This window comes from Arthrobacter sp. TE12232, assembly GCF_054062615.1.
In genome coordinates this window covers 3962436-3985630 of record NZ_JBSSFK010000001.1, presented here as the reverse complement: position 1 = coordinate 3985630, position 23195 = coordinate 3962436, and the positions used below count along the sequence as shown (strand labels likewise).

The 23195-nt window shown below is 67.7% G+C and carries 19 protein-coding genes, 1 tRNA gene and 1 pseudogene; 9 read left to right on the top strand and 12 right to left on the bottom strand.

Going from position 1 to position 23195, the window contains the following annotated elements; genetic code table 11:
* Positions 1-2: 2 nt before the first annotated feature.
* On the bottom strand, positions 3-1667 hold the full coding sequence (gene argS, locus ACVWZ7_RS17820; protein ID WP_344368192.1) for an arginine--tRNA ligase: 1665 nt from the start codon (positions 1665-1667) through the stop codon (positions 3-5).
* Between the two features lie 239 nt (positions 1668-1906).
* On the opposite strand from argS, the gene ACVWZ7_RS17815 reads away from it, so the two are divergent.
* From ACVWZ7_RS17815 to ACVWZ7_RS17805, 3 genes are all read left to right on the top strand, one after another.
* Positions 1907-1979: transfer RNA gene (locus tag ACVWZ7_RS17815), tRNA-Arg, on the top strand.
* A 219-nt stretch (positions 1980-2198) separates the two neighbouring features.
* Complete coding sequence (locus ACVWZ7_RS17810) at positions 2199-3287, top strand: M4 family metallopeptidase (protein ID WP_456508624.1); 1089 nt, start codon at positions 2199-2201, stop codon at positions 3285-3287.
* A 64-nt stretch (positions 3288-3351) separates the two neighbouring features.
* On the top strand, positions 3352-3648 hold the full coding sequence (locus ACVWZ7_RS17805; protein ID WP_456508623.1) for a protealysin inhibitor emfourin: 297 nt from the start codon (positions 3352-3354) through the stop codon (positions 3646-3648).
* Positions 3649-3695: 47 nt separating this feature from the next.
* On the opposite strand, the gene ACVWZ7_RS17800 is transcribed toward ACVWZ7_RS17805, so the two are convergent.
* Positions 3696-4661, bottom strand: coding sequence for a GlxA family transcriptional regulator (locus ACVWZ7_RS17800; RefSeq protein WP_456508622.1), 966 nt, complete (start codon positions 4659-4661; stop codon positions 3696-3698).
* A gap of 81 nt (positions 4662-4742) precedes the next feature.
* Here ACVWZ7_RS17800 and ACVWZ7_RS17795 point away from each other — a divergent pair, with 81 nt between their 5' ends.
* The 3 genes and pseudogenes from ACVWZ7_RS17795 (at position 4743) to hrpA (ending at position 9086) form a co-directional block, all read left to right on the top strand.
* Positions 4743-4910: a hypothetical protein gene (locus ACVWZ7_RS17795; protein ID WP_456508621.1), complete on the top strand. Its 168-nt coding sequence runs from the start codon at positions 4743-4745 to the stop codon at positions 4908-4910.
* Between the two features lie 47 nt (positions 4911-4957).
* Positions 4958-5446: pseudogene (locus ACVWZ7_RS17790) on the top strand (DEAD/DEAH box helicase); the annotation flags it as partial.
* A 94-nt stretch (positions 5447-5540) separates the two neighbouring features.
* Positions 5541-9086, top strand: coding sequence for an ATP-dependent RNA helicase HrpA (gene hrpA / locus ACVWZ7_RS17785; RefSeq protein ID WP_456508620.1), 3546 nt, complete (start codon positions 5541-5543; stop codon positions 9084-9086).
* 76 nt (positions 9087-9162) lie between these two features.
* On the opposite strand, the gene ACVWZ7_RS17780 is transcribed toward hrpA, so the two are convergent.
* Together ACVWZ7_RS17780 and ACVWZ7_RS17775 are read right to left on the bottom strand one after the other, a co-directional pair.
* The gene (locus tag ACVWZ7_RS17780; RefSeq protein WP_456508619.1) at positions 9163-9591 is read right to left on the bottom strand and encodes an HIT family protein; all 429 of its coding nucleotides are present in this window, start codon (positions 9589-9591) and stop codon (positions 9163-9165) included.
* Entirely contained in the window at positions 9588-10763 is a 1176-nt protein-coding gene (locus ACVWZ7_RS17775; RefSeq protein WP_456508618.1) for an NAD(P)-dependent alcohol dehydrogenase, read from the bottom strand. Before ACVWZ7_RS17775 ends, ACVWZ7_RS17780 begins: the two co-directional genes overlap by 4 nt.
* A gap of 269 nt (positions 10764-11032) precedes the next feature.
* Between ACVWZ7_RS17775 and ACVWZ7_RS17770 the strand changes: the two genes are divergently transcribed.
* Positions 11033-12475: a DUF222 domain-containing protein gene (locus tag ACVWZ7_RS17770; protein ID WP_456508617.1), complete on the top strand. Its 1443-nt coding sequence runs from the start codon at positions 11033-11035 to the stop codon at positions 12473-12475.
* On the opposite strand, the gene ACVWZ7_RS17765 is transcribed toward ACVWZ7_RS17770, so the two are convergent.
* Positions 12472-13344, bottom strand: coding sequence for a sulfurtransferase (locus ACVWZ7_RS17765; protein WP_456508616.1), 873 nt, complete (start codon positions 13342-13344; stop codon positions 12472-12474). The two genes, ACVWZ7_RS17770 and ACVWZ7_RS17765, sit on opposite strands and share 4 nt — an antisense overlap.
* Positions 13345-13392: 48 nt before the next feature.
* Between ACVWZ7_RS17765 and ACVWZ7_RS17760 the strand changes: the two genes are divergently transcribed.
* Entirely contained in the window at positions 13393-14514 is a 1122-nt protein-coding gene (locus ACVWZ7_RS17760; protein ID WP_456508615.1) for a PLP-dependent cysteine synthase family protein, read from the top strand.
* Between the two features lie 38 nt (positions 14515-14552).
* Here the strand turns inward: ACVWZ7_RS17760 and ACVWZ7_RS17755 are convergent, their stop codons facing one another.
* A complete protein-coding gene (locus ACVWZ7_RS17755) occupies positions 14553-15209 on the bottom strand; it encodes an MBL fold metallo-hydrolase (protein ID WP_456508614.1) in 657 nt (218 codons plus the stop codon).
* A gap of 135 nt (positions 15210-15344) precedes the next feature.
* Here ACVWZ7_RS17755 and ACVWZ7_RS17750 point away from each other — a divergent pair, with 135 nt between their 5' ends.
* On the top strand, positions 15345-15836 hold the full coding sequence (locus tag ACVWZ7_RS17750; protein WP_456508613.1) for a Fur family transcriptional regulator: 492 nt from the start codon (positions 15345-15347) through the stop codon (positions 15834-15836).
* A 145-nt stretch (positions 15837-15981) separates the two neighbouring features.
* On the opposite strand, the gene ACVWZ7_RS17745 is transcribed toward ACVWZ7_RS17750, so the two are convergent.
* The 6 genes from ACVWZ7_RS17745 to guaB1 form a co-directional block, all read right to left on the bottom strand.
* Positions 15982-16881 (bottom strand): metal ABC transporter permease, encoded by a 900-nt coding sequence (locus tag ACVWZ7_RS17745; RefSeq protein WP_456508612.1) that lies wholly within the window; start codon positions 16879-16881, stop codon positions 15982-15984.
* Positions 16882-17697 carry a metal ABC transporter ATP-binding protein gene (locus tag ACVWZ7_RS17740; RefSeq protein ID WP_344367340.1) on the bottom strand — a complete coding sequence of 272 codons (816 nt, stop codon included), beginning with the start codon at positions 17695-17697 and terminating at the stop codon, positions 16882-16884.
* Positions 17698-17747: 50 nt separating this feature from the next.
* Positions 17748-18707, bottom strand: a complete 960-nt coding sequence (locus ACVWZ7_RS17735; protein ID WP_456508611.1) for a metal ABC transporter solute-binding protein, Zn/Mn family — start codon at positions 18705-18707, stop codon at positions 17748-17750.
* A gap of 131 nt (positions 18708-18838) precedes the next feature.
* Positions 18839-19903 (bottom strand): hemolysin family protein, encoded by a 1065-nt coding sequence (locus ACVWZ7_RS17730; RefSeq protein WP_456508610.1) that lies wholly within the window; start codon positions 19901-19903, stop codon positions 18839-18841.
* Positions 19900-21237 carry a hemolysin family protein gene (locus tag ACVWZ7_RS17725; RefSeq protein WP_456508609.1) on the bottom strand — a complete coding sequence of 446 codons (1338 nt, stop codon included), beginning with the start codon at positions 21235-21237 and terminating at the stop codon, positions 19900-19902. Before ACVWZ7_RS17725 ends, ACVWZ7_RS17730 begins: the two co-directional genes overlap by 4 nt.
* Positions 21238-21539: 302 nt before the next feature.
* A complete protein-coding gene (gene guaB1 / locus ACVWZ7_RS17720; protein WP_456508608.1) occupies positions 21540-23027 on the bottom strand; it encodes a GMP reductase in 1488 nt (495 codons plus the stop codon).
* Positions 23028-23195 lie beyond the last annotated feature (168 nt).

Genomic DNA, 23195 nt, shown 5'->3' with positions numbered 1-23195 from the left:
GATTACATCCGTTCCGGCGCCGAGACGCCCAGCAGTTCCAGTCCGTTGGCCAGCACCTGGCTCGTGGCGTCGTTGAGCCACAGCCGGGTCCGGTTGGTGTCGGTGATGGGTTCCTCGCCCTGGGGCGCCACCCGGCAGGCGTCATACCAGCGGTGGTAGGCGCCGGCGATGACCTCCAGGTGCCGGGCCACGCGGTGCGGTTCGCGCAGTTCGGCGGCCTTGGCCACCACCGAGGGGTAGCTGCCCAGGTGCGAGAGCAGCTCGTTTTCGGTGGCGTGGTCCAGCAGGGCGGCGTCGAAGCAGTCTTTGCCGTCGACACGGCGCTCCACGCCGGCGGCCACGGCATTGCGGGCGGCGCCGCGGGAGCGGGCGTGGGCGTACTGGACGTAGAACACCGGGTTTTCGTTGCTGTGCTTCTTGAGCAGCTCGGGGTCCAGGGTCAGCGGCGAATCGGCCGGGAACCGGGCGAGCGAGTAGCGGACCGCGTCCTTGCCGAGCCAGTCGATGAGGTCCTTGAGCTCAATGATGTTGCCGGCACGCTTGGACAGCTTGGCGCCGTTGACGGAGACCAGCTGGCCGATCAGGACCTCGATGTTGACCTCGGGGTCGTCGCCGGCGGCGGCCGCGATGGCCTTGAGCCGGTTGATGTAGCCGTGGTGGTCGGCGCCGAGGAGGTAGATCTTCTCCGTGTAGCCGCGGTCCTTCTTGGACAGGTAGTAGGCGGCGTCGGCGGCGAAGTACGTCGGCTCGCCGTTCGCGCGGATCATCACGCGGTCCTTGTCATCGCCGAAGTCGGTGGTGCGCAGCCACACCGCGCCGCCGTCGTCGAAAACGTGGCCCTGTTCGCGCAGGCGGGCGACGGCGTCTTCGATCGCGCCGGCGTCGTGGAGTTCCTGTTCGGAGAAGAAGACATCAAAGTCGACGCCGAACCCGGCCAGTGTCTGCTTGATGTCGTGCATCTGCGCCTTGTACGCGGCGCCACGGATCACCGGCAGGGCTGCGACTTCGGTGAGTTCACGGATGCCGGGGTGCTCGCTGAGCACCTCATGGCCGAGGTCGGCGATGTACTGGCCAGGGTAACCGCCTTCGGGCACGTCCCGGCCGTGCAGCCTCGCGAACACCGAGTTGGCGAACACGTTCATCTGGGAGCCGGCGTCGTTGATGTAGTACTCGGCCGTGACGTCCGCGCCGGAGGCGCGGAGGACGCGGGCGATCGCGTCGCCGAGGGCCGCCCAGCGGGTGTGGCCGATGTGCAGCGGACCGGTCGGGTTGGCCGAGACGAACTCCATGTTGACCACGTGCCCGGCGAGCGCGGTGTTGGTGCCGTAGTCCGCTCCGGCTTCGACGATCGCCTTGGCGAGGGCGCCGGCGGCCGCGGCGTCCACGGTGATGTTCAGGAAGCCCGGGCCGGCGATGTCCACGGCGGAAACGCCGTCGATCGTTTTCAGCCGGGCGCTCAGGACGGACGCGAACTCCCGCGGGTTGGTGCCTGCCGTCTTGGCCAGCTGGAGCGCGACGTTGGTGGCCCAGTCCCCGTGGTCCCTGTTCTTCGGGCGCTCGACGCGCACCTCGTCCGGGATGTCGGCTGCGGAAAGGGCAATCTCGCCTGCCGCGACGGCGTCCTTCAGGCAGGCGGATATGGCGAGGGAGAGTTCTTCTGGGGTCACAGTTCTAGCCTACCGGTGGGCCCGAGGTGTGGCGGAATCTGGCGCCCGGCATGACGGGCCGGCGGGCAGCTAGTCCGTCTGTCTGTCCCGCGCGTGACCGCGTTCATTGCCTACTCAGCACGGGCTCGGCACGCGCTCTGCACGCGCCCCATGCGCCTCATGGGCGCCGATTTTCCGTTGGAGGCCACCTTCCTGCTAAGCTCTAGGACGTCCCGCCGGAAACGGCAGGATCCCTGACTGCCCTCGTAGCTCAGGGGATAGAGCGTCTGCCTCCGGAGCAGAAGGTCGTAGGTTCGAATCCTATCGAGGGCACAGAAGAATAGGCAGTACAGCAGTCAGACAGTACAGATAGACCCCGTCGTTTCATTGAAACGGCGGGGTTTTTTGTGCCGGGCCTTTTGCACGGAATCCGGCGGAAAGAACGCGCAAAACCAGCGGCTCTCGCCCTGCCGATTGTCGGTGCCGGCTCGTAGGCTGTGTTCATCGGTGGCGGGCTACCGGGCACGCCCCGAAGCATGAAGGGGGTCTCACATGTTCCGTTCCGTCTCTTACCGTTCCGGTGGTTACTGTTCCGGTGGTTACTGTTCCATCGTTCCGCCCTACTTGCTCCGCCGCTTGGCCGCCCAGCAGGAACCGGGGTTCTCCGGCGCTGCAGAGGCTGCACAGAAGGCGCTGCTGCACGTCAAGAGTTTCCAGGCGGCCCGCGCTGAGCTGACCCTGCTGGCGGTCCCCGCCGCACGGGGGCTCAAGCCCGGGGCACCGGAACGCACCATCTATGACGCCCGGTCCCTGGAGCAGTTGCCCGGCAGCCTGGTCCGCAACGAAGGCAAGCCACCCAGCGGGGATCCGGCCGCGGACGAAGCTTACGACGGACTGGGCCACACCCACCGTCTCTACGCGGACGCTTTTGGCCGCGACTCCATTGACGGGAAGGGCCTTCCCCTCGAGGCCACAGTCCATTACGGCAAACGCTACGACAACGCGTTCTGGGACGGCCGGCAGATGGTGTTTGGCGACGGCGACGGCGTTGTCTTCGAACGATTCACGAAGTCGCTCAGCGTGATCGGCCATGAACTCGCCCATGGCGTTACGCAGTTTTCAGGCGGCCTGAACTACCGCAACCAGGCCGGCGCGCTCAACGAATCCCTGTCCGACGTCTTCGGCGCCCTCGTGGAACAGTACGCCAAGCAGCAGTCCACCGCGGAGGCGAGCTGGCTGATCGGCGAAGGACTCTTCACAGACCAGGTTCAGGGTGCCGCCCTGCGGTCCATGAAGGCGCCGGGTACCGCGTACGACGACGACGTCCTCGGCAAGGATCCCCAGCCGGACTCGATGGATTCCTATGTACGGACGAGCGCGGACAACGGCGGGGTGCACATCAACTCCGGCATCCCGAACCGTGCCTTCTGCCTCGTTGCCACGGCCCTCGGCGGCAACGCCTGGGACGCCCCCGCGCAGATCTGGTACGACACCCTGACCGGCGGCACACTGGCGCCGAATGCCACGTTCGGCGCCTTCGCCAAGGCCACTGTCGCCTCCGCTAAGGAGCTTTTCGGGGCGGATTCCAAGGAGCATGACGCCGTGCGGTCCGCGTGGGAAACTGTGAAGGTGAAGCTGTAGCGCAGCGCAATCTAAACGCCGCAGCATCCCAACCCAGCCACCAGGTCGTGAGGATCGCAGACTCATGAAGATAATCGTCCAGCGCAGCGGCGGCGTGGCCGGCATGAAAAGGACATGGACCGTCCGGCCCGAGCCGCCTGAGGACACCGACCGGTGGCAGCCGCTCATTGAGGCATGCCCGTGGGACGACGTCGCCGGGCCCGGCGAGGCCACCGGCCAGCCGGACCGGTTCATGTACAGCATCCGGGCCGATCAGCGCCGGGCGGTCCTGCCGGAGCGTGAGCTGACGGGACCCTGGCGGGACCTTGTCGAGTGTGCCCGGGCTGCCGCCGAGGAGGCCGGCCCGCCGGACCTCACGTAGCCGCCGTCATCCTGTGCTGCCTATGCCGTTGTCCCTGGCGGTGCCGCTTATGCCGTTGCCAGGTGCCCCCGGAACGTGCGCCGGTAGGACTGCGGGCTGGTGTCCAGCGCCTTTGCGAAGTGGTGCCGCAGCAGGACCGAATGCCCGAAGCCGGCTTCCCGCGCGATTTCGTCAATGTTGAGTTCCGTGGTCTCCAGCAGTTCCTGGGCGCGCAGGACCCGCTGCGAGTTGAGCCACGCCGCCGGGGTCGCCCCCGTTTCCGAGCGGAACCGCCGCGCGAATGTCCGCGGCGACATGTGGACCCGGGCGGCCAGCTCGTTGACCGGGTGTTCCTCGTCCAGGTGCCGGACCATCCATTGCAGTAGCTGTTCCATCGGTTCCGAACCGCATTGTGGGATGGGCCGGTCGATGTACTGGGCCTGGCCGCCGTCGCGGTGCGGCGGGACCACCATGTCACGGGCGATGCCGGCGGCCACCTTGGCACCAAATTCAGTGCGGATCAGGTGCAGGCAGGCATCGATCCCCGCGGCCGTCCCGGCACTGGTGATGATCCTGTCGTCTTCGACGTAGAGGACGTTTTCATCCACCAGGACGGCAGGGTACCGGCTGGCGAGTTCCTGTGAGTAGTGCCAGTGCGTGGTGCAGCGGCGGCCGTCGAGCAGCCCCGCCCGGGCCAGGGCAAATGCGCCGGAACAGATGGACATCACCCAGGCACCGCGCGCATGGGCGGCGCGCAGCGCGTCCAGGACGGACTCCGGGACATCCTCGTCCCGGCCGTAGGGCGCCATCACCACCAGGTCCGCGTCGGCAGCGGCTTCCATCCCGAAGTTGACGTGCATGGACAGTCCGGACTTGAGCGGGACGTCCCCGGGCTCCGGGGTACAGACCCGGAAATCGAAAACGGGCACGCCGCTTCCGCGCTCTGAGCGGTCAATCCCGAAGACCTCGAATGCGGTCGCAAACTCGAAGATGGAGAAGTTGGGAACGACGATCATTGCCACTGATTTGATCATGATTCCAGTGTGGCAGAAATTATAGCTTTTTGGTCATTTCTGCCACTTTTTTTCATCTACGGGCGGGAGAACCATGGAGGTATGGAACTCCTCGGAATCGCCCTCATCATCCTGATCATCGCCATCATCACAGCCACCATCGGCGCCCTGCGCAAGGATGGCCTCGGCCACAACCCGCCCGTCCGCTCGGAAGAGTACTGGATGGCCCGGGATCTCCCCAGCGTCAACTACACCCTGCGGATCTTCTGAGTCCGCACACCCGCACTGGGCCCGGCTCCACCAGCCGGGCCCTCACTATGCGCAGGGCCCGGCGGACAGTCCGTCCCAGTAGACTGTCTCCAGCCATGACATTGCATATTTCCTACCCCGCCGAGCTGCCGGTTTCCGAGCGCCGCGAAGATCTGATGGCCGCCATCGCGGCCAACCAGGTGACCATCATCGCCGGCGAGACCGGTTCGGGTAAGACCACCCAGATCCCGAAGATGTGCCTGGAACTCGGCCTGGGCGAGAACGGGCTGATCGGGCACACCCAGCCCCGCCGGCTCGCGGCCCGCACCGTTGCCGAACGCATCGCGGAGGAACTCGGCGTCGAGATCGGCCAGGAGGTCGGCTTCCAGGTCCGGTTCACGGGCGAGGTCAGCCGCTCCACCAAGGTCAAGCTCATGACCGACGGCATCCTGCTGGCAGAAATCCAGCGCGACAAGCTGCTGCGCAAGTACAACGCCATCATCATTGACGAGGCCCACGAGCGCAGCCTCAACATCGATTTCATCCTCGGCTACCTCAAGCGGATCCTGCCGCAGCGCCCGGACCTGAAGATCATCATCACCTCGGCCACCATCGATCCGGAACGCTTCGCCAAGCACTTCGGCAGCGAGGATGAGCCCGCCCCCATCATCGAGGTCTCGGGCCGGACCTACCCGGTGGAGATCCGCTACCGGCCACTCTCCCAGCCCGCCGGCGCGCGCCGGTGCCGGCGCCGAAGACGGAGACGGCGAGGGCTCAGGCTCGGACGACGAACTCGAAGAGGACCGCGACCCGCTCGACGCGGTGTGCGACGCCGTCGACGAGCTCGCCCTGGAAGCCCCCGGCGATATCCTCATTTTCTTCTCCGGGGAACGCGAAATCCGGGACGCGGCGGAGGCCCTCAACGCCCGCATCCAGTCCAACCGGCGGCTGGCCGGCACCGAGGTCCTGCCCCTCTTCGCCCGGCTGAGCCTGCAGGAGCAGCACAAGGTCTTCCACCCCGGCAGCAAACGGCGGATCGTGCTGGCCACCAACGTCGCCGAAACCTCGCTCACCGTCCCGGGCATCAAGTACGTGATCGACACCGGTACAGCCCGCATCTCGCGCTACTCGCACCGCACCAAGGTCCAGCGCCTGCCGATCGAGCGCGTCTCCCAGGCCTCGGCCAACCAGCGCTCGGGCCGCTGCGGCCGTGTTTCGGACGGCATCGCCATCCGGCTGTACTCCGAGGAGGACTTCGAGTCCCGGCCATTGTTCACGGACCCGGAGATCCTGCGCACCAACCTCGCGGCCGTCATCCTGCAGATGACCGCCATGGGTGTGGCCCGCGGACCGAAGGACGTGGAGAACTTCCCCTTCGTCGAACCGCCGGATTCACGCGCCATCAACGACGGCGTCAGCCTCCTGCGCGAACTCGGCGCCCTCAGCCCCGTGCGGACCCAGGGACAAAGGAGCGGGGAGCCGAGTGGCGAGGAGCAAACGGGCGACGGCGGCGGACGCCCGGGCCGCCGACAGGCTGCCGGCCGCGGCGGCGGCAGGAACGGTGGCGGGCTGACCGCCGTCGGGCAGCAACTGGCCCAACTGCCGGTGGACCCCCGTCTGGGCCGGATGATCGTCGAATCCGGCAAGCGCGGCTGCGTCCGCGAAGTCATGATCCTGGCGGCCGCCCTGACGATTCAGGACCCGCGGGAGCGTCCGACCGATAAGCAGCAGCTCGCCGCGGAGAAGCACGCCCGCTTCCGGGACGAAAACTCGGACTTTACCGGCTACCTGAACCTCTGGAACTACCTTCAGGAGAAGCAGCAGGAACTCTCCTCCACCGCGTTCCGCCGGCTCTGCCGGACCGAGTTCATCAACTACCTGCGGGTCCGCGAATGGCAGGACCTCTTCGCCCAGCTGCGCCAGCTCGCCCGGCCGCTGGGCATCAGCCTGGACAACAAGCGACTGGCCGATCCCGTGGGCAACCATGACGGCATCCACATCAGCCTGCTTTCCGGGCTGCTGAGCCACATCGGAATTCTGGATGAGCGCAAGCGCGAGTATGCCGGCGCCCGCGGCAGCCGATTCGCGATCTTCCCGGGTTCGGCGCTGTTCAAGAAGTCCCCCACCTTCGTCATGGCCGCGGAGCTCGTGGAGACGAGCCGGCTCTGGGCCCGCGTCGCGGCGAAGTTCGATCCGCTGTGGGCCGAGCAGGTGGCGCCGGACCTGGTCAAGCGCAGCTACAGCGAACCGCACTGGTCGAAGAAGATGGGCGCGGTGATGGCCCACGAAAAGGTCACTCTTTACGGCGTGCCCATCATCCCGAGCCGGCGGGTCAACTACGGCAACGTGGATCCCGAGCTCTGCCGCGAGCTCTTCATCCGGCACGCGCTGGTTGAAGGCGACTGGCAGACCCATCACAAGTTCTTCCACCGCAACCGCGCCCTGCTCCACGAGGTCGAGGAGCTCGAGGCCCGGATGCGGCGCCGGGACATCCTGGTGGATGACGAGACGTTGTTCGAGTTCTACGACGCCCGGATCGGCAAGGAGGTGGTCTCCGAGCGGCACTTCGACAAGTGGTGGAAGGACGCGCGGCAGCGGGACCCCGAGCTGCTCGACTTCGACCAGTCCCTGCTGATCAGCGAGGACGCCGCGGCCCTGGACGATTCGGCCTACCCCAAGACCTTGCTCCACAAAGGTTTTGAGCTGCCGCTGAGCTACGAGTTCCACCCCGTGGCGCCCGGCTCGGCGCCGAATCCTTCCGACGGCGTCACCGCCGAAGTCCCGGTGCTGTTCCTGAACCAGCTCGACGACGCCGCTTTCCGCTGGTTGATCCCCGGGCAGCGCGTGGAGCTTGTCACCGCGCTCATCAAGTCGCTGCCCAAGCAGATCCGCAAGAACTTCGTGCCCGCGCCGGACGTGGCACGCCAGGCCGTCGCGGCGCTGGAAGCCGACTTCGATCCCGCGGAGGACGAACTCGAGCCGTCGCTCGAACTCGTGCTGCGCCGGATCCGCGGCCAGGTCATCCCGCCGGGATCCTGGAACTGGGACGCCGTGCCGGCGCATTTGCGGGTCAGTTTCCGGGTGGTGGATTCCCGCGGCAAGGTACTGGATGAGGGTAAGGACCTCACTGCGCTGCAGGAGCGGCTGGCACCGGCCACCCGCCGGGCGATCGCGGAATCCCTCGGTGCCACCCCGGCCACGACGGCGCCCGCGGCCAGGGGGAAGGCCGCACCTAAGGGGACGGGCACGTCGTCGGGCGCCTCACGGGCTGCAGGGCCGGGATCGGCCGCACCGGCGGCCGCCGCCTCCGCCACCCCGGGCGGGTTCCGCGAAGTGTCCGGCCTCAAGGACTGGACTTTCGGAACCGTGCAGCGCCAGGTCCAGGGCAACGTCGGCGGGCACACCGTCACCGGTTACCCGGCCGTGGTGGACGAGGGAACATCCGTGGCACTGCGGCTTTTTCAAACCGCATCCGAACAGCAGGAGGCCATGCGGGCCGGCGTCATCCGGCTCCTGGCCCTGAAGGTGCCGCCGCCGGACCGCTACGTCCTGGAACACCTGAACAACACCGAGAAACTGACGTTCAGCCAGAATCCGCACGGCTCCGTGACCGCGTTGATTGCGGACTGTGCCCTGGCCGCCATTGATAAGCTCACCCCGGCCGAGCTGCCGTGGGATGAGGCCTCGTTCAAGGCACTGTACGAGACCGTGCGGGCCGAGCTGATCGACACCGTCTTCACGGTCACCGCCGTCGTCGAACGCATCCTGGCCAGCACGCGCCGGATCGAAAAGCAGCTCAAAGGCACCACCAGCCTTGCCCTGATCAGCGCGCTGAACGACGTCAAGAGCCAGCTTGAGCAGCTTGTCTATCCGGGCTTCGTGGCACGCACGGGCTACGCCCAGCTCAGCCAGCTGCCCCGCTACCTTGCGGCCATCGAGAAGCGCCTCGAGAAGCTGCCGGGCAATGTCCAGCGGGACGCCCAGCACATGGCCGCGGTCCAGGCCCTCGAGGACGACTACGACGACGCCGTCTCCGCGCTGCTGCCCGGACGGCGGGCCGGCGCGGAGTTAACCCACGTGCGCTGGATGATCGAAGAATTCAGGGTGAGCCTCTTCGCCGTCGAGCTCGGGACCGCCTACTCGGTGTCCGAAAAGCGCATCCGGGCGGCGCTTAACAAAGTACTGGCACCGGCGTAGACCCCTTGGGGAGTGCTGCGCCGGCGCCAGCCCGTGATGCATCGGGTGCGCCGGGGTGCCCCCGGCGTGTCTGAACCTAGGCGTCCGGGACGTGCTCCGAATGCCCGGCTTTGCGGAGGCCTTCGCGGAGCTTCTCCGCGTTGGCGTCCAGCTTTGCCGGATCCGGGTGCTGGTCGACCGAGCCGAAATCAAAGTCCGCCATGGAGTTCGAGGGCCACACGTGGACGTGCATGTGGTTGATTTCGTAACCCGCGACGATCAGGCCGGCCCGGGCGGCATCGAAGACGTCCACCTGCACAGCGCCGATCTTGCGGGCGACCTCCATGACACGGCCGAGGACCTCGGGTGAGGCGTCCGTCCAGCGGTCCACTTCCTCGACCGGCACCACGAGGGTATGGCCGTCAGCCAGCGGGCCCACGGTCAGGAACGCCACGACGTCGTCCTCGCGCCAGACGAAGCGGCCCGGGATCTCGCCGTTGATGATTTTCGTGAAGAGAGTGCTCATGCGTCCGCCTTTTCCGCCGGGGACCCCAGGGTGCTGACGTCCAGGACAAAACGGTACTTCACATCTCCAGCCACCATGCGGTCGAAGGCCTCGTTGAGCTGGTCCGCCCCGACCACCTCGACGTCGGACACCACACCGTGCTCGGCGCAGAAGTCCAGCATCTCCTGGGTCTCGGCCATGCCGCCGATCATCGATCCCGCGTACGCGATCCTGCGCCGGATCAGTGCGCCGGGGTTGACGGGCGGCATCGCTTCCGAGGGGAGGCCCAGCTGGAACAGCGCGCCGTCCACGCGCAGGGTGCGGAAGTACGGGTTGAGGTCGTGCGGTGCAGCGACGGTGTCGATGATGACATCGATGCTGCGGTCCGCGGCCTCCATCGCGGCCGGGTCCGTGGAAAGGATGACGTGGTCGGCGCCCAGTTCGCGGGCCGCCTCGAACTTTTGCTCCGACGTCGTGAACACCGTCACCTCGGCGCCCATGGCCTTGGCGATCTTGACGGCCATGTGTCCGAGGCCGCCGAGCCCGACAACGCCCACGACGTCACCTTCCTCAACCTCGAAGTGGTTCAGTGGGGAATAGGTGGTGATGCCCGCGCAGAGCAAGGGAGCGGCGGCGGCCGGGTCCATGCCCTCCGGAACCCGCAGGACGTAGTTGCGGTCCACGACGATCGACGTCGAGTAGCCGCCCTGGGTGATCGCGCCTCCGTTGCGGGGATCCTTGGATCCGTACGTTCCCGTTATGCCGTTTTCGCAGTACTGCTCGAGGCCGTCCAGGCAGCTGTCGCATTCGCGGCAGGAATCGACCATGCAGCCCACGCCCACGCGCTCACCGACCGTGAAATCTTCGACGGCGGAACCGACCCGGGTGACCCGGCCGACAATCTCGTGGCCCGGGATCAGCGGATACGTGTCGCCGCCCCATTCGCCGCGCGTGGCGTGCACGTCCGAGTGGCACAATCCGCAAAATTCGATGGCGATCTCAATGTCGTCCGCCTTCGGCTCCCGGCGGGACACCGTCAAGGGAACGAGTCCGCTGTCCGGCGCGGTGGCGCCATAGGCGGCGACCAGCGTGGCACCGCCGGCGTGTGCGGCGTTGATCGCGGTGGTGTCGGAGGCCTCGGAGTTCGGCAGCGGCTTGGCAAGGGGCGGGGGTACAGGACGTCCAGGTGTCATGTGTCGACGCTACCCCCGGTCCCGGCGACTATTCCACTTTGGAGCGCCAGGCCACACTGCGGGCCGGCTCCTCCGGGAGAACTTCACGGGGTTCAGTCATAGCCACAATGATTCTCCAATCAATCAGCGACTACAGCCCTCCTACACAAACAAGCTGACACCCCCCAGGGCTTCGCTGCTGCGGACGAGCCAAGGCCGCGCATGACTCCCGTGGCTTGTCTACCCGCCTCGGCCCTCATTTTGTCGGTGGTCGACGGGAGACTGGATTCATGGACGGCAAGCAGGGGCCCGAGACGGGGCCGGCAGACACGGCACCGGCAAGTGCCGTGACGGTCGCTGACCTGGCCCGGATCCTGGCCTTCCTCCCGTCCCCGGACAGTGCCGCCGCACTGATCGACGAGATCCGGGATCTGGAGGACCTGAAATCCGCCGCGGCCGCACAACAGGCCCGCCTGACGGTGGCCTTCGATGCGCTTCAGCGCCGCGAGCAGGCTGCCGCCGGGGTCCCGGCCGACAAGCTCGGCGCGGGTGTCGGCGCGCAGATCGCCCTGGCCCGGCGCGAATCCCCCGCCAAAGGCAGCCGCCTCCTGGGCCTGGCCAAAGCCCTCGTGACCGAAATGCCGCACACCCTCACCGCCCTGGAAACCGGGATCCTCAACGAATGGCGCGCCACCTTGCTCGTGCGCGAAACCGCCTGCCTGACCGCCGCCGACCGGGCCGGGGTCGATGAGGAAATGGCCGCCGACACCGGCGCCCTCGCCGGGGCCGGAGATCGGGGCCTGATCGCCGCGGCCCGCACCGCCGCCTACCGGCGCGACCCGCGCTCCGTCACCGACCGCGCCGCGCACGCCGCCACCGACCGGCACGTCAGCCTCCGCCCGGCCCCGGACACCATGACCTGCCTCACCGCCCTGCTCCCCGTCGCCCAGGGCGTGGCCGTCTACAACGCCCTGACCCGGCACGCCGACTCTTGCCGCTCCGCCGGCGATCCCCGCACCCGCGGCCAGGCCATGGCCGACGCGCTCGTCGAACGCATCACCGGCACCCCCGGCGGGATCGCCGGCATCGAACTCCAACTCATCATGACCGACCGCACCCTCCTCCAGGCCGACTCCGAACCCGCCCGCCTCCCCGGCTACGGCACCGTCCCCGACGGATGGGCCCGCAAAATCCTGACACCGGACGAGAACCCAGCCCCGGACATCTGGCTCCGCCGCCTCTACACCCGCCCCGGCACCGGGGACCTCGTCGGGATGGACTCCCGGGCCCGGATCTTCCCCGCCGGGCTCCGCCGCTTCATCCAAACCCGCGACGACACCTGCCGCACCCCCTACTGCGACGCCCCGATCCGGCACCTGGACCACATCATCCCCTGGCACCACGGCGGAGAAACCACCGGCACCAACGGCGCCGGGCTCTGCGAAGCCTGCAACCACACCAAAGAAACCCCCGGCTGGAACGCCCAGCCCCGCCCCGGCCCCAGACACACCATCCAGCTCACCACCCCCACCGGCCACACCTACCAGTCCACGGCCCCGCCGCTGCCGGGCACGCCGCTCAGGACGGAAGCGGCAGAACGGCCACGAACAAGACACCGGCTGCGGCATCGCGCCAAGACCTTCAAGCCCGCACGGCTGGTCGGCGGCTTGTCGGGGGTGACCAAAGTGAGGACAGGTGCACTCAGTGCGTGGACCGGCAAGAAGGAGCTCTAGTTTGAAGCCGCGTCCTCGCCATACGGGGCGGCTCCGGTGATGACCTCGTTCGAGGCGCTGTGGCACCACTCGGAGAACGAACCGGGGTACAAAGCAGCGGGAAAGCCGGCGATCTCAAGGGCGGCGATTTCGTGGGCCGCCGTCACCCCGGAACCGCAGTACACGGCGGTGGGGACGCCTGCACGGTAGCCGAGCCGTTCGAAGCGTTCCCGCAGCTCGGCCGGGGGCAGGAATCGCCCGTCGGGCTGCAGATTCCCGGTGGTGGGGGCACTCACGGCGCCCGGAATATGACCGGCGCGGGGATCCACGGGTTCGACTTCCCCGCGGTACCGCTCCCCCGCCCTGGCATCGAGAAGCAGCCCGCGCCGACCCCAGGAAGCCGCCTGGCCGGCGTCGATCGCGGGCATGGCTCCCCCGGACAGCGTGACGGTCCCCGATGCAGGCTGCTCGGCTCCGGCTACCAGATCGAACCCGGCAGCGCGCCAGGCGGCCAGGCCGCCGTCGAGCATCTGGACGGAACGGAAGCCGGCGTTGCGCAGCATCCACCACAGCCGGGCGGCGGCCATGTTGCCGCTGTCGTCGTACGCCACGACGGCGTCGCCATCGTTGATGCCCCAGCGGCGCGCGGACTCTTGGAACTGCTGCGGCGTCGGCAACGGATGCCGCCCGCGGCTCGGTTCCGCGGGGCCGGCGAGTTCGGTGGCCAGATCCACGAAGATGCCTCCGGGGATGTGTTCGCGCAGGTAGTGGTCGTGGCCGTGAGGGTCACCCAACGCCCAGCGAACATCCAGGAGCACTGTGCGGCGGCCCGTTTCTCGGGCGCTGTCCAACCGGTCTTTGAGGGCAACTGCATCGATGAGGGTGTCCATGCGCCCACTCTATCTTCGGCGTCCCGCCGCCTTCGGTAGGCTGTAGCGGTGAACACCGCGCACCGACACGACCGGGCCTGGGCCGACGAAGCCGTCCGCCGGATCAACGCAGAGAACAACCGATCTGCCGACACCCACCTGTATTCCGTCCCGCTCCCCGAGCACTGGGGCGTGCAGCTGTACCTGAAGGACGAATCCACCCACCGCACGGGCAGCCTCAAGCACCGCCTGGCACGGTCGCTGTTCCTGTTCGGCCTCGTCAACGGCTGGATCCGGGAAGGCACCACGATCGTCGAGGCCTCCAGCGGCAGCACCGCCGTCTCCGAAGCCTATTTTGCGCAGCTGCTCGGGCTGCCCTTCATCGCGGTCATGACCCGGACCACCAGCCGGGAGAAGATCGCCCTGATCGAGCAGTTTGGCGGCTCGTGCCATCTGGTGGACCATGCCTCGGAGGTCTACGATGCCGCCGCCGGCCTCGCCAGCAGCACCGGCGGGCACTATATGGACCAATTCACATACGCCGAACGGGCCACGGACTGGCGCGGGAACAACAACATCGCCGAGTCGATCTTCGGCCAGCTGGCCCTGGAGGAGCATCCGGTCCCCCGCTGGGTGGTGGTCGGGGCAGGCACCGGCGGCACCAGCGCCACGATCGGCCGCTACCTGCGCTATCAGCGCCATGAGACGAGACTCGCCGTCGTCGATCCGGAAAACTCCGCGTTCTATCCGGGCTGGCGGGACAGCCAGTCCGACGGCGGGACCACCGCCGCCCGCGGCACGTCTGCTGCCGGGACGCCGACGGGCCTGCCGTCCCGCATCGAGGGCATCGGCCGGCCGCGGATGGAGCCGAGTTTTGTGCCGGCCGTGATCGACCACATGATCCAGGTTCCCGACGCCGCATCCGTGGCGGCCATGCGCCACCTCAGGGAGCACGCGGGGCTACACGCCGGGCCGTCCACCGGCACCAATCTCTGGGGCGCGTGGCAGCTCATCGCCGGGATGATCGCCGAGGGCCGCCGGGGCAGTGTCGTCACGCTCATGTGCGATGCCGGCGACCGCTATGCCGGGAACTACTACAACGCGGAGTGGCTGGCTGCCCACGATCTGGACCCCGAACCCCACGAGGCCGTGCTGCGCGGCTTCTTCGAGAGCGGTGTGTGGCCGGCCTGAGCCGCCCGGGCGCCCGCGGTGGCTAAACCTCCAACGGGCTAGACCTCCACCGAGTCTCCGCTGGAGAGGTGCCGGTACTCGGTGCCGTATTTCGCTCCGATCCGGGTCACATGCCCTTCTATCAGGCCTCGGCCGGTGTCGTTCAGGAGCGCGTCGTGGACCGGGAACGCCAGCGGCGCGCGGACGCCGATCACAAAGTCCACCACTTCGCCCACCTTGTTCCACGGGGCGTGAATGGGGACCAGCAGCGTCCGGACCTCGACGCCGTCGGGAATCGCGAAGGAGTCCCCCGGGTGGTAGACGTTGGCATCCACGAGGTAGCCCACGTTGGCCACGACGGGAATCTGCGGATGGATGAGGGCATGCTGACCCCCGAAGGTCCGGACCGCGAAGCCTGCCGTCTCAAAGTCCTCGCCGACGACCGCCGCGTGGATGCGGCTCCCGGCGTCGGGCGCCTTGCTGCGGAGCGTGGCGGCCACAGCCTCCGGGGCGAACAGCTCAAGGGCGGTGTTGCCCTGCAGCGCCGCGGCGACGGCGTCGACGTCGACATGGTCCGCGTGCTCGTGCGTGATCAGCACGGCATCCGCCCCGGCCAACGCCTGGTCCGTCTCAGAGAACGTCCCCGGGTCGAGCACCAGCACCCGGCCGTCCTTCTCGAGTCGGACACAGGCGTGGGTGAATTTGGTCAGCTTCATCCGGCCAGCCTAGGCAACACCCGTCACGGTGTCCACGGAGCGCTGCCGGCAATCTTGGACGCTGGTAATCTTGGACATTGCCACCACCCCTCAGCGGGTCCCCCGCGAAACCCCCAAAGCGAAGCGAGTTCCACGATGTCCCAGGGCGCCACCGCCGGCAACAGCCGGATTCCGGCCCCGGCGTCAGCGCCGAGACCCGTCTCGTCAGCGGCACCCGTGCAGGGCAAGGAGCAGCGCGTCACCAAACAGCGTCTCGCCGTCAGTGCCGCCCTGGACGATCTGGCGGACTTCGTCAGCACGCAGGAGCTGCACCGCATTCTCCAGGAGCGCGGGAGCACGGTGTCCCTCGCGACGTCCTACCGCATCTTGCAGTCCCTCGCAGACGACGGGCTGGTGGACGTCCTGCGCAACGCCGACGGTGAAGCCGTGTATCGGCGCTGCGCCGTCACCGGGCACCACCATCACCTGCTGTGCCGCAACTGCGGCAAGGCCGTGGAAGTTGAAGCACCCGCGGTCGAAGCCTGGGCCGCGAGGATCGCGAACGAGCACGGATTCACGGCTGTGGAGCACACCGTGGAAATCTTCGGGCTATGCCCCGAGTGCACGGCGCTGAAGACCGCAAAGTAGCCTCGCCGTCGAAGTTCCCTGCAGCACGACGGCCGAATTTCCCCGCCTTTGACGTGGATCCGCGGCAATCAACCAGCGGGTCGCGGCGCCACGCGGTCGATCCTGCGCAAAGCTGGGGAAAATCGGACGCGGCAGGCGCACGCGCTCAAGCCACCGGCGTCGAGGTAGGGGTCGGCGTGCGGACAACCCGGCCATTAAGTCCCCGCTTCGCCCGCGCGCCGCCGATCACCCGGCAGGCCACGTAGATCAGGAACGACAGCGTGGTGACGTAGGGGCTGATGGGCAGCCGGCCGCCGAGGGCCAGCAGGATTCCGCCGACGGTCGCCGTCATGGCGAAGACGATGCTCAAGGTGACCACCAGCCGGGGCGAGGACGTGACCCGCATGGCCGCCGCCGCCGGCGTGATCAGCAGGGCCAGCACCAGCAGGGCGCCCACAATCTGGATCGACAACGCCACGCTGATGCCCAGCAGCACCATGAAGGCCAGGGACAGGGCCCGCACCGGCACGCCGCGGGCGGTGGCGACGTCTGGGTCCACGCTGGCAAAGGTCAGGGGCCGCCAGATGGCGACCAGCGCCAGCATCACCACGACGGCGGCGGCCGCCAGGACCTGCAGCTGGACCGTTCCGACAGACACAATCTGCCCTGTGAGCAGGCCGAACTTGTTGGCGGCCCTGCCCTCATACAGGGACAGGAACAGGATGCCCAGGCCCAGCCCGAACGGCATGATGACGCCGATGATCGAGTTCTTGTCCCGCGCACGGACGCCCATGAGGCCCAGCACCACGGCCGCCAGCACCGATCCTGCCAGCGAGCCGAGAATGATGTCCGCGCCGATCAGCAGCGCGAACGCCGCACCGGCGAAGGAGAGTTCGGAGATGCCGTGGACCGCGAAGGCGAGGTCGCGTTTCATCACGAAGGTGCCCATGAGGCCCCCCAGCAGCCCGAGGACGGCGCCTGCCCAGATTGAGTTCTGCACCAGGACGAGCAGCTCGCCGTAGTTTTCGAAGTTGAAGATTGAATGCAGCAGGTTGCCCAGATCCATCTAGCCCACCTCTCCCGCGACTGAATGCGCGTCGTGGTGGTGGTGCGTCGTGGCATCGGGCAGCCCCACCACGATCAGCCGGCCGTTGGCCTGAATGACTTCCACGGGGCTGCCATAGAGATCGGAGAGCACCTCGGTGGTCATGACCTCAGCAGGAGTGCCTACCCGGAACCGTCCGCCGGCCAGGTACAGGACGCGGTCCACGTAGTCCATGATCGGGTTGATCTCGTGCGTCACGAACACCACGGCGCTGTCGGCATCGCGGCATTGCTTGTTGATCAAGGCGCTGACGGCCTGCTGGTGCTGAAGATCCAGGGACAGCAGCGGCTCGTCGCACAAGAGCACCTTGGGATCGGTGGCGAGGGCCTGGGCCACGCGCAGGCGCTGCTGCTCACCGCCGGACAGCTGCCCGACCGGCACTTTGGCGTAGTCGCTGGCGCCGACGAGCTCCAGGAGTTCGTCCACCTTCCGGTTCACTTTTGCCCCGCCAAGGCGGATGCCCCAGCGGTGGCCGTCGAGGCCGAGGGCCACGAGGTCGCGGGCGCGCAGCGGCGTGTCGGGGTCGAAAGATTTTTGCTGCGGGACATAGCCGATCCGGCGGCTTCCCCGTTCGACGGGCCGGCCGTCAAGCACGGCCGTGCCCGTGCTCAGCTCCTGCAACCCGAGCAGGACCTTGAGGAAAGTGGTCTTGCCGCTGCCGTTGGGGCCGAGTACGGCAAAGAATTCACCCGGGTTGATGTCCAGGTCCAGGTCCTCCCACAGTGTCCGCTGGCCGAACGACAGGGAGGCGCCGCGGAGGCTCACTACCGGTGTCAAATGAGGTTTCCTCGATTTCCCTACGGAGACAGACGCTTCCGTTGTTGCGATCATCCTAGGGCCTTGCTGATGCTCTCCACATTTGCGGTCATCCATTGCAGGAAGGTCTGGCCCTCGGGAAGGGTTTCGCTAAAGTTCACGACCGGGACGCCGGCGGACGCGGCGGCCTTCTTCAGCGCCAGCGTCTGCGGCCCCTCAGTCTGGGTATTGTAGGCCAGCAGCCGGACGCTCCCCGATCCCACGAGATCGACGGCGGCCTTGAGGACGGCCGGCGGGACATCGGCGCCTTCCTCGATCGCCGCCGTGTACTCGGCGGGGGTCTTGTTCTCAAGTCCTGCATCTTCCAGCAGGTACAACGGCACCGGTTCGGTGACGGCCACGGGCACGTGATCCTTCGAGGACTTCATCGCGGCGAGCTTGGTTTCCAGGCCGCCGAGCGAGTCCTTGAATGCGGCCGCGTTAGTCCGGAACGTCTCCGCCGAGGCGGGTTCCAGCGTGCCGAGTTTGTCCGCAATAGCGTCCGTAAGGCGGGACATGGCCGGCAGGCTGTACCAGACGTGCTCGTTCAGCCCGGTGGCCGCATGGGTGTGGCCGGAGGCCTCGGGGCTCGCCGCTGCCGGGCTTTCGGAGGCAAGGCCGGAGACGTCCACGGCGCTGATCACATTGCCGCGGTCCAGCCCGGTGTCCGTTGCGAGCGTGTCGATGAAGGAGTCGTATCCCCCGCCGTTCTCCACCACGAGTTCGGCCTTGGAGACAGCCAGTTTGTCCTGGGTGGTGGCCTCGTAGGAGTGCGGGTCCTGGCTGGTGCGGCTGATGATCGAGCTGACCCGGACCTTGTCGCCGCCGATGCTGGAGACGATGTCGCCATAGACACTCGTAGAGGCTACGACGTCGACGACGCCGTCGCCCGCGGTCCCCCGGGCGCTTCCCGCCGTCGGAGCGCACGCGGTCAGCAGGAGGCCTAAGCCGGCAAAGCCAGCCAGCACGGCTCGGGCAGCGGGACGGCGCACGGGAAACCTCGGATCTGTTATTGAGAATCAGGAGCAATAGCAACAGCCCGAGTGTATCCCTAAATAGGAATCATTCCTATTTAGGGATACCCGGCGCGGCGCCGTGCCGCCCGTCCGCTGCTGGCAATGCGCTACTGGTCCTGGCCGAGCCTCCGGTAGCCGGTGGCCTGCGTCGCGTCGCGGATCTCGCCCACCAGCTGCTCGATCACGTCTTCCAGGAACAGCACGCCCTGGGTCAGCCCGTCGGGACCGATCACGCGGGCCAGGTGCGAGCCCGTGCGCTGCATGACGGACATGGCCTTCTCGATTTCGTCGTCCATGGCGAGGTTCGCCAGCGACCGGATGCGGCTTTCCGCAATCGCCTGGTGGTATCCGGCGTCGGGGATGGCCAGCACGTCCTTGATGTGGAGGTACCCGGACAGCATGCCGTCGTCGTCGAGCATCGGGAAGCGCGAAAAACCGGTCCGGCTCACTGCCTTTTCGAATTCCGCCGGCGTGGTGGCCGCTTTGAGCATGACGAGCTTGTGCAGCGGGACCATCACGTGGGACGCCGTGTGCTCCGAGAACTCCAGCGCTCCGGTGATGAGCCCGGCGTCGTCATCCACGAGCCCGTGGCGGGTGGATTCCTGCACGATCGACTGCACTTCCTCCAGGGTGAAGGAGGACGTGACCTCATCCTTCGGCTCAATCCGCATCAGCTTCAGGATGTGGTTGGCGGACCAGTTGAGGGCCGCAATGACGGGCTTCACGACGCGGGCAATGAACATCAGCGGCGGAGCCAGCAGCAGCGCCGCTTTGTCCGCGACGGACACCGAGATGTTCTTCGGCACCATTTCGCCAAACGTGACGTGCAGGAACGTCACCACCAGCAGGGCGACGGCGAAGGCCACGAGGTCGGCGGCCTCCATCGGGATGCCCGCCGCTTCCAGCGGCACCGCCAGGAGGTGGTGGATCGCGGGTTCGGCCACCTGCAGGATCAGCAGCGAACAGACAGTGATGCCGAGCTGGGCGCACGCGAGCATGAGGGAGACGTTTTCCATGGCCCGCAGGGTGGTCTGCGCGCGCTTCGAGCCGGCCTCGGCCAGCGGCTCGATCTGGCTCCGGCGGGCGGACATGATGGCGAATTCAGCCGCCACGAAGAAGGCGTTGCCGACCAGCAGGACGGCAAGCCACAGGATTCCTGCCCAGTCGCTCACGCGGCACCTGCCTGGCTGGCGGGCTGGCCGCTGCCCGGGACCCGGGCGGGCCGGAAGCAGATCCGGTCGATCCGGCGGCCGTCCATGCGGGTCACGCTGAGCGTTCCGCCGACGACGTCGACTGTGTCGCCGACTGCCGCGATGCGGCCAAGCTGGCTCATGACGTAGCCTCCCACCGTTTCGTAGGCAGCTTCGTCGGGCACGGTCAGGCCCGGGATCTGTTCGGAGAGTTCATCGGGCCGGAGCAGCCCGGGGAAGTACCAGTCGCCCGAGGCGCTCTGAAGCAGCCCCGGCCGGACTTTGTCATGTTCATCGGCCACTTCCCCGACAATTTCCTCCACGAGGTCCTCCAGCGTGGCGACGCCGGCCGTTCCGCCGTACTCGTCGAGGACGACCGCCAGTTGCAGGTTGCCCTCACGCAGTTCGGCGAGGAGGGCATCCAGGTGGATGGTTTCGGGCACCCGGAGAACATCGGTCATGATGGCGCCGGCCTGCAGTTTGGCGCGGCGGTCCGCGGGAACGGCGATGGCCTTCTTGATATGGACCACGCCGCGGATGTCATCAGACGACTCGCCGATCACCGGGAAACGGGAGTAGCCGGTGCGCTTGGCGGCCTCGACGATGTCCGACACAGGCTGGTCGGCGTCGATGGTCTCCACCCGGATGCGGGGGGTCATGACGTCCGCGGCGGTCCGGCCGGAGAACTTCAGGGTCCGGGCGATGAAGTTGGCCGTTCCGGCGTCGAGCGTGCCCATGGCCGCGGAGCGGCGCACGAGGGAGGCGAGTTCTGCCGGCGTGCGCGCGCCGGAGATTTCCTCCTTGGCCTCCAGGCCGAAGACGTTCAGGACCTTGTTGGAGAAACCGTTCAGTACCACGATTGCGGGCTTGAAGATCGCGGTGAACACCAGCTGGGGCCGGGCAACGGCCTTGCCGATCGGGAAGGACAGGGCGATCGCCATGTTCTTGGGCACCAGTTCGCCGATCACCATGGAGAGCAGGGTGGCGAGCGCCATCGCGAGGATCAGGGAGACGGAGGCGACGGCCGCTGCCGGTACTCCGATGGCCGCGAGCGGGCCTTCGAGCAGCTTGCCGACGGACGGTTCCATGACGTAGCCGGTCAGCAGCGTGGTCATCGTGATGCCGAGCTGGCAACTGGAGAGCTGGGTGGAGAGGGACTTGAGGCATTTGAGCAGAGGCTCGGCGGCGGCGTCTCCGCCGTCGACCGCGCGCTGCACTGTCGTCTGATCAAGGGCGACCAGGGAAAATTCCACGGCAACGAAGAAACCGGTGCCGAGGATGAGCAGGAGCCCTGCTACGAGGAGAAGCCATTCCATTTAATGGCCTGCTTCCGGAGAGGCGGCGCACAGCCGGTGCCGTTGCGGGGTGCGGAGTGGCTGGAGTCGGCGGGCCGGCGGAGGATGGTCGGCGGCAGCCGACCCTGTGTCCTGGAAGGCTCCGGAGTGGCGAATGGCCGGAGAGTGATGGGCGCGTGAACGGGGTTTGCCGGCTCTGCGGGTGGACTGCGCGGGAACGGTTTCCGTTCTTCGCTGACAGCCCCCAGGCCGGCACCTAGATTTACTGTCCATAAGAATTTCAGTCTACAGGAGCAGCCGCCGCCAGCCCCCGAGCTGCGGCGTCACCAGCTTTGCGGGACGGGGCGGCCTTCCTCGTACCCGGCCGCGGACTGAATGCCGGCCACGGCACGTTCGCGGAAGGCGGCGAGATCGGCGGCGCCGGCGTAGCTCATGGAGCTGCGCAGGCCGGCGGTGATCATGTCCAGCAGGTCCTCGACGCCGGGCCGCACCGGATCCACGTACATCCGGGACGTGGAGATGCCCTCCTCGAAGAGGGCCTTGCGGTCCTTCTCAAAGGCGCCCTCGCGCTGGTTGCGGTTCTGCACGGCGCGTGCGGACGCCATGCCGAAGCTCTCCTTGTACTGCCGGCCGCCCGCGTCCAGCTGAAGGTCTCCCGGGCTTTCGTGAGTGCCGGCAAACCAGGACCCGATCATGACCTGGCTTGCCCCGGCGGCCAGGGCCAGGGCGACGTCGCGCGGGTAGCGCACACCGCCGTCGGCCCACACCCGGCCCCCGGCGTCCCGCGCTGCCGCGGAACATTCCAGGACGGCGCTGAACTGGGGGCGGCCCACGGCCGTCATCATGCGGGTGGTGCACATGGCGCCCGGACCCACGCCGACCTTGACGATGTCCGCTCCGGCCTCGATGAGTTCCCGGGTGGCCTCGCCGGTGACCACGTTGCCGGCTACCACGGGCACGCCGGGGTTGAGTCCCTTCACGGCGGCCAGGGCGTCGAACATTTTCTGCTGGTGGCCATGCGCGGTATCGAGGACCAGCACGTTGACGCCGGCGGCCAGGAGTTCGGCCGCCCGCCCGGCCACGTCACCGTTAATCCCGACGGCGGCAGCCACCTTGAGTTTGCCGTCCTCGTCCAGGGACGGGCGGTAGATGGTGGAGCGAAGGGCGCCCTTGCGGGTGAGCACACCGGCCAGGACACCGTCCTGCTGCACCGGCGCATAGTCCGTCCCGGCGGCGTCCATCGCTTCAAAGGCGCGGCGGAGCGACTGGGCAGCGCCGGCAGCATCCGCGGCCGGTCCGCCCGCCAGCGTTCCGTCACCGAGCATCCCGGCATCCAGCACGAGCGGCTGGTGGCGCAGGACGGAGGCCAGCGACGCGAAACGGTCCTGGCTCTCGCAGTCGGCGGCACGGACCACTCCGGTGACGGCGCCCGCCGCGTCCACCACCACCACGGCCCCGTGCGGCCGTTTGCCCATCAAGTGCAGGGCATCGATCACGGTGTCCGTGGGCGCCAGGGTGACGGGGGTCTCGAGGACCGGGTGGCGGCCCTTGATCCAGGCTGCAACGTCCCGGATGACATCGAGCGGGACGTCCTGCGGCAGGACGCCCAGGCCGCCGCGGCGGGCCATCGTCTCTGCCATCCGCTTTCCCGTCACCGCCGTCATATTCGCCGCCACCAGCGGAATTGCCGAGCCGGTCCCGTCGTCGGCCGCGAGATCCACGTCGAGGCGCGAGGTGACATCGGAACGGGACGGAACGAGGAAGAGGTCGGAGTAGGTCAGATCGGTGGTGGGTTCATTCAGGAAACGCACGGCTGCTCCTTAGCTGGCACCTTCGGCACCAAACGGTTCTCCCTCGATTCTAGGGGCGATTTCCGGTGCGGCAGCCGCTGCATCCTCGCCGGTTCCGCACGACATCTTCACGCCAATTCAGCGGCCGCCGGGGCAGATCATGATTTGAGTCACGCTTATTGGCGGTTT

Coding starts and splice junctions, on each gene's coding strand:
- ACVWZ7_RS17810 (WP_456508624.1), top strand. CDS start 2,199: ATGTTCCGTTCCGTCTCTTACCGTTCCGGTGGTTACTGTTCCGGTGGT.
- ACVWZ7_RS17805 (WP_456508623.1), top strand. CDS start 3,352: ATGAAGATAATCGTCCAGCGCAGCGGCGGCGTGGCCGGCATGAAAAGG.
- ACVWZ7_RS17800 (WP_456508622.1), bottom strand. CDS start 4,661: ATGATCAAATCAGTGGCAATGATCGTCGTTCCCAACTTCTCCATCTTC.
- ACVWZ7_RS17795 (WP_456508621.1), top strand. CDS start 4,743: ATGGAACTCCTCGGAATCGCCCTCATCATCCTGATCATCGCCATCATC.
- hrpA (WP_456508620.1), top strand. CDS start 5,541: ATGAGCCCGCCCCCATCATCGAGGTCTCGGGCCGGACCTACCCGGTGG.
- ACVWZ7_RS17780 (WP_456508619.1), bottom strand. CDS start 9,591: ATGAGCACTCTCTTCACGAAAATCATCAACGGCGAGATCCCGGGCCGC.
- ACVWZ7_RS17775 (WP_456508618.1), bottom strand. CDS start 10,763: ATGACACCTGGACGTCCTGTACCCCCGCCCCTTGCCAAGCCGCTGCCG.
- ACVWZ7_RS17770 (WP_456508617.1), top strand. CDS start 11,033: ATGGACGGCAAGCAGGGGCCCGAGACGGGGCCGGCAGACACGGCACCG.
- ACVWZ7_RS17765 (WP_456508616.1), bottom strand. CDS start 13,344: ATGGACACCCTCATCGATGCAGTTGCCCTCAAAGACCGGTTGGACAGC.
- ACVWZ7_RS17755 (WP_456508614.1), bottom strand. CDS start 15,209: ATGAAGCTGACCAAATTCACCCACGCCTGTGTCCGACTCGAGAAGGAC.
- ACVWZ7_RS17750 (WP_456508613.1), top strand. CDS start 15,345: ATGTCCCAGGGCGCCACCGCCGGCAACAGCCGGATTCCGGCCCCGGCG.
- ACVWZ7_RS17745 (WP_456508612.1), bottom strand. CDS start 16,881: ATGGATCTGGGCAACCTGCTGCATTCAATCTTCAACTTCGAAAACTAC.
- ACVWZ7_RS17725 (WP_456508609.1), bottom strand. CDS start 21,237: ATGGAATGGCTTCTCCTCGTAGCAGGGCTCCTGCTCATCCTCGGCACC.